Here is a 14181-nt window from a genome sequence, read left to right as displayed (position 1 = left end):
TTTATAAGAGGTGCCACTCATATTAAAATATATATTGCATAATAAAGCAACCCAAATGGGCTACTAAACTTGACATGTCATCAGAAAGACAACAATTTGTAAAATATATTACTTTTTCAAAACACTATCCTTCAGTATCTTACTATACCATACGAAAATAAAGTGGTATTTTTTTGTAATCTTTACTTTATTTTCATCAATAAAAAAGATGCTTTTACCTATGTAAAAGCATCTTTTTTATTACTTATTATAATTTACTTTTCGTTCTCTTCTTTTTCCTTATCAAACCATAATAGCTCATCGTCATCAACTTCACCATTATAATTGATTAAAATCTCTTCTCCCGCTTTTATATCTTTGTAAGCAAAGAAGTTAAACGTGTGATTCTCAAAGACAATATCATACGTTGCATTCGGATTATATGCATGATTAAATAACATGCCGTATCCTAAAAGGAATGCTGTATGATTTACCCCATACTCAAATGCGTAGTCAGCAAGTAACGTTTTCTCAATGTGTTCATGCTGTTCATTCGGATAAGAGATAACTGGTGCTGAGTGAATCAACTCACCCTTTTTAATATCACGAGTTGCAAATACACCTCTATTAAATTCTCCATCACTAAGTTCAGAAGTCTTAACTTCGATCATATGCGTCACCTATATAATTCTTTCTTTGAAGTATTTTAATTCCGCTATTTGCGGGGTTCAACTAATAATCAGTAGCGTATAGCCCCACTAATTAAAGTCTCACTTTATCTCCTTAAGCTTGGCAGAAAACTCAAAGAAAAGCAATTAAATTCCTATTAAGTATTCGTTAAAATGAAAAAGAGCACACATAGTGTGCCCTTTTCAATCAATATTACTTTTCTAAAATATCTTCTAGTAACTTCACTTGCTCGCTAACAGTATGCAACGTCTTCACCGATATATCATTTCGATGTTTTTCTTCTTCCACACTTGCTAACACTTCTTCTGTAGCCGCAGAAGTTTGCTGAATTACATTAGAAGCATGTGTAACATCCTTTACGATATTCGTCGTTTTAGCCTGGAAATTTTCTTGATGAACAACAATCTCTCTCATTACATCATTAATTGCATCAATAAACTTCCCTAAATCCGTTACATTTGTTAAAACGCTTGCTAGCATTTCATTACATTCTTCTTGTACTCTTTCTGATTTTTCTACCTGCACTTCCACCTTGCTTGCTTGATTACTAAACTCCTTCAAAATCCCTTGAATTCTTCCAGCTGAACGATTCGATTCTTCAGCAAGCTTTAATACTTCATTCGCTACAATAGCAAACCCTTTTCCATGTTCTCCTGCTCTTGCAGCTTCAATATTTGCATTTAAAGCTAGCAAGCTCGTCTGACTTGAAATATTCGTTATTACATCTACAATTTCATTAATTTGCTTCGACTGCATCATTAAATCTCTAAATATAATTCCCGATTGTGAAACAACATCATTTAAACTTCTCATGTTAGCTTCAAAATTTCTTAAAGTATTCACACTACCCTTTGAAATCTCTAAACTTTCATCAACACGAATTGATGCATTTCTTACTTGAGAGATGATTTGTTCAATATTTCCTTCCATATCATTCAATACTTCTACTGAACGTGACATCATCTCTGATTGTGATTGCGTACCAACTGCCACCTCTTCAAAAGCGAAATTAATTTCACTCATCGACTCCATTGACGTATTCATATTTTGTCTTAAATGATTGAAATTACTATCTAACTTCACAACTGTTTCTTCAATAAGCCTTTGCGTCTCTTCTAGCTCCTGAGCTTTTCTCATTACTTCTTGCTTCTCATCACTTAAACGAGCTAGCAAATTAGAGCCAATCTTCGTTACGCCCCACATTGCGATCGTTACGATTGCTAACAAGCTTGCGAAGTTTGCAGCCTCAGATGCCGCTGTATAAGCAAAAAATTGCTCCGGCCAATAACTACAAAGAATAAATGTGATAACAACCGCCACTCCACCGAGAATGATAACGAGACGTTCACTTAAATAAATAAGTGAAACTGCTAGTGTAAAGTAGATCATTTGAAATACAGCTGGGCTTTCATTAAATGCTTGTACCATAATGAAAGACATCATAAGCAACATAAATGTCATGATGTATTTATACACTGATTCCATACTTTTTATAAAAGTAAAAAGTGTTCCAAATACAACGACAGAAATGCCACAAGTCCAAAACGCTATTGCTCTCTCTGTAAAGATATATCCGTAATACCCAATCGCGATTATTCCAAGAAAGAAACTAAAAATCGTAATGAACAGCAATAAATGATTTTTCTGTGATTCTTTCTCAAGGTTAGAAAAACAAGTTCTCTTTAACCACTCCATATATGAAGCCCCACCTTCTACTTATACATATCGATTACTTCAGCTTAAATACCGCACTTACTGGGTTATGATCGCTATTTTCAAACTTTAAATCTTTCCCTTGTACATTTACAATTTCCACATTCGGTGAAACGATAAAACCATCAATAATCGTGACAAAGTTTTCACCTTCCACATACTTCTTCACATCATCTCTCACCGTCATAACAGACGGATCTACAGCCCACTTAAAGCCACCATCAGTAAAGTCCTTCGGTAACTCTACTAACCACTCAGGACGCTCTTTCACAAACTTCGGATCACTTAATTGAACGTTAGAAAGTAATTGATTCCAATCTCCGCCCATTATTACGTAATCACCATTTTCATAATGCTTGTTCATATATTCTTTTAAAAACTCTACTTGCTGTTTTCTAATTTTCCCGCCTTCATCATACGCAGACAAATGTAAATTTACGAGTCTCACAAACTTCCCATTATTAACAGGTATTTTATGCTCAACAATTGCTCGATCTAAATCAAACAAACGCTTCGGCCAAGGCTCCATTCCAGGAAGCTGGAACCTCTGCGCTGTTTGAACTGTATATTTAGAAAACGTACTTAATCCGGCATCCGCATATCCCATTGGACTTGTAATTGGTACAGGGACCCATTTTGTATCATAGTTCTTTCCGAACGACAAAGCATAATCAGGTAATCCTTTTTTCAAAAATTCATGCCCATTTACATCAAAAGATCGCATTGATTTTATATCAACTTCTTGTAATAACGTAAAATCACTATTCTCATTTTGTAAAAACGAAAGCATTTTCTTTAAATTCGTTTCCGTTTGCTCTTTACTACTTGAACCAGAACCTTTTCCACCATCCATAAAGAAGTCTTGATCCTTATCTAATCCAGCATATCCAATATTAAATGTTGTAACTTTAAATTCATTTCCTGTCGCTAATACGCGCTCTTTATTATTTTCCACCTTCAAACTTATAACATCAGCAGGCTGTTCTTTAGTAAGTGTCATATACGCTAAAAAACCACCTACAACTCCCACTCCTACTAAAATACATATAAGTACTATTTTTAATAATTTCTTCAAATAAACGCCCCTTTTCTAAAACATGCAACTTAATTATCTTTATTTTCAGTTAAATAAAACTGAATGACAGACATACGAAATATTTTATCACATAGAAAACCCTATATCACTATATTTAGTTTATAAGTAAATATTCTTGCTCTTACATCAGCAAAAAATACAAAATACCCCAACTTCTTCACTGGAAATCCAACGCGATGTTTAGTACACTATATGTAATAATCATAGGCGATGGAGTTCGCCATAACTGCTGCTTAGCTAATGACTCCTACCAGTATAACTACTGGTAGGAGTCTATTTTTTTGAGCAAGCTATTTAAAGAGGTGAAGAAATTGATTTATATTATCGTTGGCATAGCCGGTATATTAGGAGCCCTTTCTCGCTATTATTTAGGTCTTACTATTCATACTTCATGGAATCATTCATTTCCGCTAGCCACATTGCTCATCAACTTACTCGGCTGCTTCCTATTAGCTTGGCTGACTACCTATATCGCTCGGCGAAACATCTTACCGTCAGAAATTATCACAGGCATTGGAACTGGATTCATCGGTGCCTTTACGACGTTTTCAACATTCAGTGTAGAAACTGTGCAATTAATCCATCATTCTGAATGGGGTACGGCTTTCTTATATGTATCATGCAGCATACTTGGTGGTCTCATTATGTCTGGTCTTGGCTATACACTAGGTGATTTCTTAATTAAGAAACATCTTACGGAAGGTGATCACTTATGATAGAAGCTTTATTAGTGGCAACAGGTGGATTTTTCGGTGCTATTACACGATTTGCAATTAGTAATTGGTTTAAAAAAAGAAATAAAACTTCCTTTCCAATTGCTACATTTCTCATTAATATAACAGGCGCGTTTTTACTCGGATATATAATTGGAAACGGAGTCACTACAAGCTGGCAATTATTATTAGGTACTGGATTTATGGGTGCCTTCACGACATTTTCAACATTTAAGCTAGAGTCCATTCAGCTCTTCAATCGTAAAAATTTCGGCATACTATTTCTATATTTAAGTACTACTTATATTATTGGTATCCTTTTTGCATTCCTTGGAATGAAACTAGGCGGAATATAAAAAAAGAAAGCGACTCTCATCAGTCGCTTTCTTTCATAAGAAGTATGTCCCGCCATATGGAATGGAAAATAAACCCGCTGGATGCACATCGTAATGTACAATTTGCATCGGAGGCTGTGAATACGGCATATACTGCCCTTGCATCATTTGTGCAAAATATGCTTGCTGCTGCATTTGAATCGCTTGATTCACAGCATGAATTGTCCCCTGTGCTCCTGCCAAAGTAATAGCCGATCCGACTTGCCTTTCAGGATAACAATAATGATTCACCATGATTCAGCTCACTTTTTATTTTTCTTCCTTATCGTATGTTTCTATTTCATAGCAAGTGTTTTATTACGCTGTCTTTTTTCGAAGCACCGAGAAAAGAGCCACACACAAAATCGCAACAATTCCAGTGAAAGTAAATAAATATGCTAACGGAATTAAGTAGAATGGTTCCACTAACGTTCCATCTCGTTTTACTTCCGAACCAATTACATTAAACATAATGATACATAACACTCCTAAAAATATTGGACTAGAAGCTAATAAGTATTTTTTCTTCATCATAATCCTTCCTTTTTATACTCTAAGATTGAAAATTTAACCACTTTGTTCTATTACTGTTTTTTTAACCTTGAAGTAATAAATCCAAATAACGAAATACCAATACCACTAAAGAACAGTAAATAACTTATTGGTACTAGGAAAAAGTAAGGTTCTATAAGCAAACCAGTTCCATCCATTTTACTAGTTGCACCGTGTATGAATAAACAAGTAGCTCCTAATGATATCAATACAATTGCTAATAAATATTTTTTCATAATATATTCTCCTTTGATTTCACAATTAATTTATCTGCATTCCTTTTTACTATTCTCAATACCATCATAATAAGCTCACTAACATTTCAAGTCAACAACTATTTATTGTTTTACGATAAATAGTTGTTGTTAAACATAGTAAAAAAAGACTATAGACAATGATTGTCTATAGCCTTTTTCACTCCATTATTTCGTTCTAAAATATTCCTTCTGGAACATGCACATTCTTATCGCATTATGGTAGTTGCCATCAACGAAGAACTCGTCGAGAAGTTCTCCTTCTACCATAAATCCAACCTTTTTATAAACGTGTACAGCTTTTTCATTCTCTTTATCGACAACTAAATATATTTTATGCATATTTAATACGGAAAAAGCGTAATCCATCGCTAAACGCGTCGCCTCTGCTGCATAACCATATCCTTGATAATTTGGATCAATAATAATTTGGAATTCTGTTCTACGGTGAATATAATCGATTTCCACTAACTCGACCAATCCAACCATCTCATTATCTTTCTCAACGATAAATCGGCGTTCACTTTGATCATGTATATGTTTATCGTATAAATCCTGCAGCTCTACAAATGCCTCATACGGCTCTTCAAACCAATACGACATAATATGGGCATTATTATTAAGTTCGTGTACAAACTTTAAATCTTCCCGTTCTAAAGGACGTAACTTCAATTCCTGACTCATTGCTATAACCTCCAAGTAAAAGAAACCTCTTCACTTATTTTCTCAATTTTTTTCAATTTCAAACGCCCTAATTTCATTGTAAACTTTCAAGTAACTTGAAGGTCAAGACATAAAAAAGTAGTGCAAACTTATGTCTGCACTACTACTCTTTTCTCAAATCTCTCATATTTGATATGTATAAAGCAATGACTAAAACAAGAATGGATCCCGCATATAACAACGTCTCCATCGGTTCCTCATGAGATACGATAATTAAACGAATTAACGCCGTAATTCCGATATAAATAAAATAACGTAACGGGAAATGATAATTCGACTTAAAATACTTAATAATCAATGCGATGAACTCGAAGTATAAGAAATAAACGATGATGCTCTCAACCAATTTATACGATGTATATTCCTTTGTTGAAAATATGTATTGAATAAATGTAATCGTCTCGTTAATTAAAAAGATCGATAAAACAATGGACAATATAATTAACGCTATATTCAATATCCACTGTAAAACGCTAGCTATGTAATGATCGATATTAAATTTCATTTCACACTCTCCTTCACGTAAATACTTATTTATTATAGCAAAATTATGATTGAAACGTAGTTAAATCATATATTCGTCCCTTGTTGTCACCTGTGTGGGGGATATTCATTGTTTGGAGGAGTCTATGAACTGTTGCACTTGATTGAACATGGAGAAATTCCTTTAACTGCATATTTGTACAAGTTCCACTAATAAGAAGTACATAATCATGTATGGCATCCTCATGTGCTACTTTAGAGATAACTTTACAATTTGAACAATACCACCCTTTTTTTAATTTCAACATCGGCATTATAGAGCATACCTCACATCGTACGCCGTTTAACAATTCTCCTTTTTTGATTTTAAATTGTTCAAGGATATTTTGCTGTAATGGAGTATGATGCCTTACTATTTGACAAATAAGATCGTCTACATTTTTTATAGTTTTTTTGTTATATTTACTCTCAAACCATTTTATTTTATGAGGTAAATTTGCACTGTGGATAATTTTATTGGGGAGATTATCGTCTGAAGCTTTAATAATAGTTCGTGGATTACTAATAACAACGAGTGATTCAATCGGAAAACGAGAAAACCCATTTAAACTTAACCATTTTCTAAACTGTTCCTCTTGTCTTTTCACTTGTAAAATTGGATCTGGAAAGCCTTCTGAATTCCCCTCTGATATTCTAATAAGCTGATTAAACTTTGAATCAAATAGTAACGTACCTGCTATATTTTTTATTTCGAGGAAAAGAAGAAAATATGCTGAAATGATAATCGTATCAATTTGAAAATGGTGATTTTGATCGAACAACCTTATATCGTGCAAAATACTATATGTTTCTTCTGGCAAAAAACTTAGTGGATAATTGATAGCTTGTTCACCTTTGTAACCTGCTTTATGCTTCGCTAAACTTTCTGCAACCATATCCCGTTTCGGATGGTGAGCAGGTAATCTTCTAGATAACGCTTCTAATTGCCGTAAATACATTGGCATTTGTCGTTCTTTCACAATCATCTTTAGCCCTCCTCAAAATATATCAACGATTTTTCAAATATATCTATCATAACTCACAATATATCAACGATTTTTTCAATATATCAACGATTCGACATAGAATATCGACTTACCGACAAAAATCGACACAACATGCACCCATAAAATCCTATACACAGTATAGCATCACATCTAAAATCGCACTGTAAGCATAATGCTAATCCGCCCATTTAATTACGCCACTTTCAAAATGAGAGATTTACATTCACCTTATGTAAAAGAACTTTTTATAAGTATGAAAAAATTTTAGGAATTAGTTTATCTTTTTTTAATGTTTTATTTAGAGGCAGTTTATACTCGGCCATTAACATAATAAACGTAGTAATTACATTCAGAAACACGAACTATTTAAAATCATAAAATAAGGAGACGATAAAACATGAACAAAAAAACGAAAGCACTATCATCTATATTGCTCGGATTCACATTAGCACTAACAGGATGTGCTGGTACTAAAGCTGAAGAAAATCATAGTAAGCCGAAACAAGAACAAGCTGCCAAAGAAACAAAAAAGGAAAATAAGTTAACGAAAGGCCAAAAAATGGCTAACATTCTTAGCGATACAAATTGGCAAGGTACAAGAGTGTATGACAAAGATAAAAATGATTTAACAAAAGAAAATGCAAACTTCATTGGCCTTGCGAAATATGATGCAAAGTCAGGAAGATATGAATTCTTTGATGCTAAAACAGGTGCAAGTCGTGGCGATAAAGGAACTTTCTTTATCACAAATGATGGGAAAAAGAGAATATTAATTTCAGAATCAATGAAATATCAAGCTGTTGTTGATATGACAAAACTAAATAAAAATGTATTTACTTATAAACGAATGGGGAAAGACGCTAACGGTAACGATGTAGAAGTTTTCGTTGAACATGTTCCATATAAAGAAAAAGAGCTTTCTTTCACTGATCCGGACAAGCAACTGAACACGACTACAGGCGATATCGTTAAAAACGTTGATGGAGATAAAATTTTAGGTGGAACCCTTTGGCACGGAACAAAAGTATTAGATGAAGCGGGTAATGACGTAACACAGTTTAATTCGAATTTTATAAGTCTAGCAAAATTCGATGACAAGTCTAATAAATACGAGTTCTTCAATAGCGAAACAGGTCAAAGCCGCGGTGACTATGGTTACTTCGATGTTTTACACGAAAATAAAATAAGAGCCCATGTTTCAACTGGAAATAATAAATATGGCGCGGCTCTTGAACTTACTGAACTAAATAATAAGAAATTTACGTATAAAAGAACTGGTAAAGACCAAGCGGGTAAAGACATCACTATATTCGTTGAACATGAACCTTATACAGGTGATATGAAACCACAATTTAGTTTTTAAAAACATTTTATTACAAATCCTGTACTGAGCTACAGGATTTTTTTAAGGCGAAATTATTTATGACTCCATTAAAAAAGCCTTACTACACATAAATTGTAGTAAGGCTCCGACTATTTAAGATGAAAATTTTATTATGTCTATACAAATAAGGTTTAGCAAATAATGTTGCCATCCCCTCCAAGGAAAAGAAACCTTATTTCAACTTTCCTATTGATAAGTTAACACGATAATTCCCGTACTTTAATAGTCGTCCTAGAAATTTATCTAAGTCTTCATTGGAAGCAAAATGTGTTTTTAATAAATAACACCCCTCACCGCTTATACGGTCTACTTCAGAAATCCCTTCTTCTTTTTGAAAGAAATTCATAAACTCTTGATGATTAGCTGTTGTTACGAATAAAGTAACAAATGCAGTCACTACTTGTCCTAATTTGATTCGGTTTATTGCGATTGTATATTGTTCAATAATCCCTAAATCCTCTAATCTTCGAATTCGATTTCCTACAGCCTGCCCCGTCATATGTATTTTTTGACCAAGTTCTTTCCATTGTATTCTTGAGTTTTCTCCTAATAATTTCAGTATCTCAAAATCTGTTTGATCAATGATATAAACCAATCCTTTCATCGTGAAAGTAGAAAGCCAGAAAGTGTTTCGCCAACTTATTCTGCTTGTCGATACAATTCACTATACTTAGTTTATCCTCTTACATCACATTGTTTATCAGTTACATTTACTTATAACACAGAGGACGCAACAAAAAAATACATCTAGATTTAAAGGAGGTTACAAATATGTTATTACAAGAGATTTTATCGTTCAATGAACAATTTGTAGAAAATAAAGAATACGCTCCTCGTGAAGCGACAAAAATGCCTAAAAAACGTATGGTTGTTGTTTCTTGCATGGACGCTCGTTTAATTGAGCTACTTCCAAAAGCTTTAGATATACACGATGGTGATGCAAAAGTTATCAGAAATGCAGGTGGTAAAATTGCTTCTGCTTTCGATAGTGTTATGCAAAGTGTTGTCGCATCAGTATATGATCTAAATGCAGATGAAATCTTCCTTATCGGACACCAAAGATGTGGTGCGAGCCAAACGAATCCAAAAGGAACACTTCAAAAAATATTAGATCGTGGAGTAGCTTCACCAGAAATTTTATCAGCGATTGAATATGCTGGTGTTGACCTTGAAAAATGGTTATTTGGATTCGATGATGTCAACGGTTCAACTCAAGCTAATGTTGATTTAGTAAGAAATCATCCACTTATTCCAAAAGATGTTCCTGTACATGGTTTAGTTATTGATCCTCACACAGGTAAATTAGATTTAATAGTTGATGGATATAAAGCATTAAATGGTATGAAAAATTAATTATTACTTAAATGAAGGGAAGTTATTAGATATGAAAAAACAAGTATTAGATATGAATAGACAAGAAGCTACGCAAAAAATTCTAGAGGCAAAAATTAAAAAAGGGTTAACTTGGGAAGAAATTGCAAAAGTAAGTGAACACTCTGAGACTTGGGTTGTAACAGCGTTATTAGGACAAGCTACAATGACACGTCCAGAAGCAGAAAAAATCGGTAAACTATTAGAATTAGATGAAGAAGTAGTTCAAGCATTAACAGTAGTTCCACTTCGTGGCCAAGTAATGGAAATGCCACCTACTGACCCGATTGCATATCGCTTATATGAAATGATGTTACAATATGCACCAACTATTAGAGAATTAATCTTAGAAAAGGCCGGCGAAGGTGTAATGAGTGCAATTAACTTCAACCTGGGTGTGGATACACAAGAAGATCCAAAAGGTGGCGACCCCCGTATCGTGATTACACTTAACGGGAAATTTTTACCATTCCGTACATGGTAATTAACTAAAAAACTATATATGTAATTAAAATAATTTTATTAATTTACAAAATCTATCCTTTTTAATCTAACTGTGTAGAAAGGATGGATTTTTACTATGAGATTCTTTTTCGGCAAAGGAGAATAATATGAATAAAAAGCACTTCGATACGAGCTTTAGTACTCTACAATGGTTTGTGTTTCTATTAGCAAATGCAATTGCATTACCTATCATTATTGGTGGCATATTCCATTTACCAATAGAAGATATCTCAACATTAATGCAGCGGACTTTTTTAGTCGTGGGAGTAAGTTCGTTTCTACAAGCGTGGTTTGGGCATCGCTATCCCATAGCGGATGGGCCAGCAGGTTCATGGATAAGTATATTTGTCATATTGGGACAAGTAGCTATGCATCAGGGACAAAGTCCAAAAGATGTATTACAACTTTTAGAAGGCGGGTTAATTATTGCGGGTATATTACTCTTCGTTCTTGGTATAACAGGGCTTGTTCAGCGAACCTTACGTTTATTTACCCCTTTAGTTACAGGAACCTTTCTTTTAATCTTAGCACTTCAGCTTAGTGGTGTGTTACTAAAAGGAATGATGGGATTACAAGGATCTGCAACTCATCCCGACTATACAATTGCTACTATTGCGCTCTTTGTTTTTGCCCTTATTACTTTCTTATCAATTAAAGGGAAAGGATGGATGAAAAGTTACGCTGTGTTACTTGGAATTTCATGTGGTTGGCTTTTGTATGCAGTATTAGGAAAATCATCTCATATGCCTTCACATACAACGCTAGTTAAGTTACCAGAGATATTTGCTTGGGGCACACCTAGATTCGATATTGGAATGACTCTAACTGCGACTTTATTCACCTTTCTTTTAGTTGCAAATACAATTGCTGCTATTTCGGCTGTAAAACAAGTGGCTCCGTTATCTAAAGAAAATGAAAAACAAACACTGAACTGTGGTGTATGGGTCGGAGGTATATCACATATTATCTCATCATTGTTCTCTACAATTGGAATTGTACCATTACCTGCATCAGCAGGATTTATTCAACTAACAGGTCAAAAAAAGGTGAAGTCGTTTCTTATAGCAAGTCTTATATTAGCAGGTATTTCTTTTATCCCCTCAATTGTAAACTTTATATCCTTGCTACCAGGTCCTATTGCTAATTCTGCACTTTTAGCTACATTTGTCCAAGTAATAGGCATTTCATTTCAATCCATTTTACGTGAAGAATTAAAGCAACGCCGATTAACTATATTAGGAATTTCATTATTAATCAGTTTGGGAATAATGTTTCTTCCAGAAAGTGCATTTAGCGGAGTCCCTTCTTCCTTACAATATGTTTTAAGTAACGGATTACTCGTAGGTACTATGATCGTTATTTTGCTAGAACAGTTTTGGAAAGAGTAAAATTTGTGACTAAGTAAAAAAGCGCCCTGATTACAGGGCGCTTTTTTATACCTAATGACTAATACTAGCCGTTGGGTATAATGTTGTTCCTCCAATTGAAACTTTTATTTCATTTGTTAATGGAACATTTTGTTCATTAATAATTGTTCTCCACCATTCCCATGCAAGACCAGTACATTCTCTAGCTACGATTTTTATATTTTTTGAATTTGGTGGAAGAGGGATAACTGTAGAGTAATGAGCTGTTTTGTCTCTGCCGCTACCATCCCATGTTTTATGTGTTAGTACTTCTTTCCCATTTTGATCAAATGTGAATTCATCCCAAGATACATCAAATTGAGCAACGTAAGCACCGTAATGATCAAGTGTCATTTTAGCACTTGAATATTCTGTAGTTGTCGTCTCAATATAATCTGTATTGTTATGAACAGCAGCAGTTGCATTATCTTTTAAGAAAGTGCTTGTATATGAAATTGGGTATGCTGGATTTTTAAAACTTAATTCAGCATTATCTTTAATGATATTTCGGATTTCATTGAAATCTTTTGTAACAACCTTGTTATGCTCTTTCGCATCTCCGCCTAATACTACAGCAGTAAAGGTACTTTCTTCAAAAATATCTTTGTACTGTCCATTCGTTTCGACGCTGTTATTCTTAAGTAAGGCTTTAAAAGCAGCTTGTACATCTTTGCTCTTAGATGTTGTTTCTAATTTTACATAAACAGTTCTACCATAAGCTACATTCGAGACCATAACAGGTGGGGCCGAATTACTTACACCTTTACGAGTTAACTCACCAAAAGTAACACTATTATCAAAAAGATCGGATGGATTGTTAGGTAGTTCAGCACTTACGGTATAAAATATTTGCTTATATGCCGCTACCATCACTTTTTTCTCTCCATTTGCAACCGCATTAAAATCAATGTTTAGACTGTTATCAAGATATTTGGCGTTAACGTTAAGGGCACTTGCGATTTGTGATTTACTATAAACCATAGATTCTGTATACTGCATTCTTGCGGGTAACGTATGTGTTTTAGAATACTTTTCATTCCAAGTAGATACTAAATCATCTACTGCTCCAGCCACATTACCATATGTCGGATTTTGGACAGTAATTGTATTTTCTTTTCTCATGCCAGGTAAGTCTATACTAATATTCAAAGGCTTTCTCTTAGCCACTAATAAACTCGGTTGATTGTCTGCAAAAGCTTTATTTGCAAGTTGTACCGCTCCTGGATACGTACGATTCACCACAGAATCAATAATCGAAATATCGACTGGTGAAGTTGTAAGTGATTTTTTCTCGCGTTCCACTACTACAAATTTACCATTTGAATTGATACTTTCTTTCGGAACAAAGCTCTCTACTTTATCACCATTTACAGCTAAAACCTCTTGATTATTATATTTAAGATTTGCTATACCAGTATCAATGCCACTAGCATTTTTGGTTACATCAGTTGCATTACCTACTTGTGTTTCTGCGAAGGAAATAGATGAATAATTAATAGTGCATAGACTAACTAATAAACACGCAAGGAACTTTCTTCTTTTAGTGTTTTTCTTAATATTCAGAAAAATCACCCCGTTCTTTTTTTAGTAAGATATGATAATGATTGATAAATGATAGCTAACTAATAAACCTACATAAATGCTTTTAAAAGTTCTTGAATTAACGGGATTACGCCACCTACAAATTTCAAAACTGCCATTGCGATTTCCATATTATTTCCTCCTTTTTTATTGCTACGAAAATGTAATTAATCTTTATGCCCTCATTATAGTGACCCCTTACACTTTTATCAATACACTCTTATATGCAATATTACATACTAAGAACCAAGCTGAATTCTTATAAAAAATTATACAGAGATAAATTTTTCATTTGGTAGATACTTGAAAAAT

17 protein-coding genes and 1 riboswitch are annotated in these 14181 nt (G+C 33.9%); of the genes, 6 read left to right on the top strand and 11 right to left on the bottom strand.

Features of this window, described 5'->3' with window-relative positions; genetic code table 11:
* Positions 1-254 precede the first annotated feature (254 nt).
* From DN394_RS08750 to DN394_RS08740, 3 genes are all read right to left on the bottom strand, one after another.
* Positions 255-650: an SET domain-containing protein gene (locus DN394_RS08750; protein WP_000573650.1), complete on the bottom strand. Its 396-nt coding sequence runs from the start codon at positions 648-650 to the stop codon at positions 255-257.
* A gap of 211 nt (positions 651-861) precedes the next feature.
* Positions 862-2364 carry a DUF4077 domain-containing protein gene (locus DN394_RS08745; protein WP_098953693.1) on the bottom strand — a complete coding sequence of 501 codons (1503 nt, stop codon included), beginning with the start codon at positions 2362-2364 and terminating at the stop codon, positions 862-864.
* A 34-nt stretch (positions 2365-2398) separates the two neighbouring features.
* Positions 2399-3457, bottom strand: a complete 1059-nt coding sequence (locus tag DN394_RS08740; protein WP_097915649.1) for an endonuclease/exonuclease/phosphatase family protein — start codon at positions 3455-3457, stop codon at positions 2399-2401.
* Positions 3458-3675: 218 nt separating this feature from the next.
* Positions 3676-3735, top strand: a riboswitch (Fluoride riboswitch).
* Between the two features lie 54 nt (positions 3736-3789).
* Between DN394_RS08740 and crcB (DN394_RS08735) the strand changes: the two genes are divergently transcribed.
* Both crcB (DN394_RS08735) and crcB (DN394_RS08730) read left to right on the top strand, forming a co-directional pair.
* Complete coding sequence (gene crcB / locus DN394_RS08735) at positions 3790-4194, top strand: fluoride efflux transporter CrcB (RefSeq protein WP_179953646.1); 405 nt, start codon at positions 3790-3792, stop codon at positions 4192-4194.
* Positions 4191-4547 carry a fluoride efflux transporter CrcB gene (crcB, locus tag DN394_RS08730; RefSeq protein WP_000568598.1) on the top strand — a complete coding sequence of 119 codons (357 nt, stop codon included), beginning with the start codon at positions 4191-4193 and terminating at the stop codon, positions 4545-4547. The genes crcB (DN394_RS08735) and crcB (DN394_RS08730) overlap by 4 nt, the downstream gene beginning before the upstream one ends.
* A 33-nt stretch (positions 4548-4580) precedes the next feature.
* On the opposite strand, the gene DN394_RS08725 is transcribed toward crcB (DN394_RS08730), so the two are convergent.
* The 6 genes from DN394_RS08725 to DN394_RS08700 all read right to left on the bottom strand — a co-directional run bounded on the left by DN394_RS08725 (position 4581) and on the right by DN394_RS08700 (position 7602).
* Positions 4581-4820 carry a DUF3947 family protein gene (locus tag DN394_RS08725; RefSeq protein WP_046960050.1) on the bottom strand — a complete coding sequence of 80 codons (240 nt, stop codon included), beginning with the start codon at positions 4818-4820 and terminating at the stop codon, positions 4581-4583.
* 63 nt (positions 4821-4883) lie between these two features.
* Positions 4884-5096 (bottom strand): DUF3955 domain-containing protein, encoded by a 213-nt coding sequence (locus DN394_RS08720; protein WP_097915647.1) that lies wholly within the window; start codon positions 5094-5096, stop codon positions 4884-4886.
* A 53-nt stretch (positions 5097-5149) separates the two neighbouring features.
* Positions 5150-5356 (bottom strand): DUF3955 domain-containing protein, encoded by a 207-nt coding sequence (locus tag DN394_RS08715; protein WP_088123718.1) that lies wholly within the window; start codon positions 5354-5356, stop codon positions 5150-5152.
* A gap of 183 nt (positions 5357-5539) precedes the next feature.
* Positions 5540-6055: a spermidine N1-acetyltransferase gene (gene speG, locus DN394_RS08710; RefSeq protein ID WP_071723872.1), complete on the bottom strand. Its 516-nt coding sequence runs from the start codon at positions 6053-6055 to the stop codon at positions 5540-5542.
* 142 nt (positions 6056-6197) lie between these two features.
* Entirely contained in the window at positions 6198-6599 is a 402-nt protein-coding gene (gene psiE, locus DN394_RS08705; RefSeq protein ID WP_000671178.1) for a phosphate-starvation-inducible protein PsiE, read from the bottom strand.
* Positions 6600-6642: 43 nt separating this feature from the next.
* On the bottom strand, positions 6643-7602 hold the full coding sequence (locus DN394_RS08700; protein ID WP_098705592.1) for a nuclease-related domain-containing protein: 960 nt from the start codon (positions 7600-7602) through the stop codon (positions 6643-6645).
* 418 nt (positions 7603-8020) lie between these two features.
* On the opposite strand from DN394_RS08700, the gene DN394_RS08690 reads away from it, so the two are divergent.
* The gene (locus DN394_RS08690) at positions 8021-8986 is read left to right on the top strand and encodes a DUF4822 domain-containing protein (protein WP_098705591.1); all 966 of its coding nucleotides are present in this window, start codon (positions 8021-8023) and stop codon (positions 8984-8986) included.
* Positions 8987-9179: 193 nt separating this feature from the next.
* Here DN394_RS08690 and DN394_RS08685 read toward each other — a convergent pair whose 3' ends face one another.
* Positions 9180-9611, bottom strand: coding sequence for an Lrp/AsnC family transcriptional regulator (locus tag DN394_RS08685; RefSeq protein WP_097915642.1), 432 nt, complete (start codon positions 9609-9611; stop codon positions 9180-9182).
* A 167-nt stretch (positions 9612-9778) separates the two neighbouring features.
* Between DN394_RS08685 and DN394_RS08680 the strand changes: the two genes are divergently transcribed.
* From DN394_RS08680 to DN394_RS08670, 3 genes are all read left to right on the top strand, one after another.
* Positions 9779-10360, top strand: a complete 582-nt coding sequence (locus DN394_RS08680) for a beta-class carbonic anhydrase (protein ID WP_000926491.1) — start codon at positions 9779-9781, stop codon at positions 10358-10360.
* 52 nt (positions 10361-10412) lie between these two features.
* Positions 10413-10862: a cyanase gene (cynS, locus tag DN394_RS08675; protein WP_033662787.1), complete on the top strand. Its 450-nt coding sequence runs from the start codon at positions 10413-10415 to the stop codon at positions 10860-10862.
* A 127-nt stretch (positions 10863-10989) separates the two neighbouring features.
* Positions 10990-12270, top strand: a complete 1281-nt coding sequence (locus DN394_RS08670) for a purine/pyrimidine permease (protein ID WP_098953691.1) — start codon at positions 10990-10992, stop codon at positions 12268-12270.
* A 51-nt stretch (positions 12271-12321) separates the two neighbouring features.
* Here the strand turns inward: DN394_RS08670 and alo are convergent, their stop codons facing one another.
* On the bottom strand, positions 12322-13860 hold the full coding sequence (gene alo / locus DN394_RS08665; protein WP_046960058.1) for an anthrolysin O/cereolysin O family cholesterol-dependent cytolysin Alo: 1539 nt from the start codon (positions 13858-13860) through the stop codon (positions 12322-12324).
* Positions 13861-14181 lie beyond the last annotated feature (321 nt).

The organism is Bacillus sp. BB081 (genome assembly GCF_008368895.1).
In the GTDB taxonomy this organism is placed as follows: domain Bacteria; phylum Bacillota; class Bacilli; order Bacillales; family Bacillaceae_G; genus Bacillus_A; species Bacillus_A wiedmannii.
The sequence above is the reverse complement of the archived record's forward strand: the minus strand, read 5'-3'. Positions and strand labels throughout refer to the sequence as shown.

Excerpts from the sequence above, each read along its gene's own strand:
- DN394_RS08750 (WP_000573650.1), bottom strand. The coding sequence starts at position 650 with ATGATCGAAGTTAAGACTTCTGAACTTAGTGATGGAGAATTTAATAGA.
- DN394_RS08745 (WP_098953693.1), bottom strand. The coding sequence starts at position 2,364 with ATGGAGTGGTTAAAGAGAACTTGTTTTTCTAACCTTGAGAAAGAATCA.
- crcB (WP_000568598.1), top strand. The coding sequence starts at position 4,191 with ATGATAGAAGCTTTATTAGTGGCAACAGGTGGATTTTTCGGTGCTATT.
- DN394_RS08725 (WP_046960050.1), bottom strand. The coding sequence starts at position 4,820 with ATGGTGAATCATTATTGTTATCCTGAAAGGCAAGTCGGATCGGCTATT.
- DN394_RS08720 (WP_097915647.1), bottom strand. The coding sequence starts at position 5,096 with ATGAAGAAAAAATACTTATTAGCTTCTAGTCCAATATTTTTAGGAGTG.
- speG (WP_071723872.1), bottom strand. The coding sequence starts at position 6,055 with ATGAGTCAGGAATTGAAGTTACGTCCTTTAGAACGGGAAGATTTAAAG.
- psiE (WP_000671178.1), bottom strand. The coding sequence starts at position 6,599 with ATGAAATTTAATATCGATCATTACATAGCTAGCGTTTTACAGTGGATA.
- DN394_RS08700 (WP_098705592.1), bottom strand. The coding sequence starts at position 7,602 with ATGATTGTGAAAGAACGACAAATGCCAATGTATTTACGGCAATTAGAA.
- DN394_RS08690 (WP_098705591.1), top strand. The coding sequence starts at position 8,021 with ATGAACAAAAAAACGAAAGCACTATCATCTATATTGCTCGGATTCACA.
- DN394_RS08685 (WP_097915642.1), bottom strand. The coding sequence starts at position 9,611 with ATGAAAGGATTGGTTTATATCATTGATCAAACAGATTTTGAGATACTG.
- DN394_RS08680 (WP_000926491.1), top strand. The coding sequence starts at position 9,779 with ATGTTATTACAAGAGATTTTATCGTTCAATGAACAATTTGTAGAAAAT.
- cynS (WP_033662787.1), top strand. The coding sequence starts at position 10,413 with ATGAATAGACAAGAAGCTACGCAAAAAATTCTAGAGGCAAAAATTAAA.
- DN394_RS08670 (WP_098953691.1), top strand. The coding sequence starts at position 10,990 with ATGAATAAAAAGCACTTCGATACGAGCTTTAGTACTCTACAATGGTTT.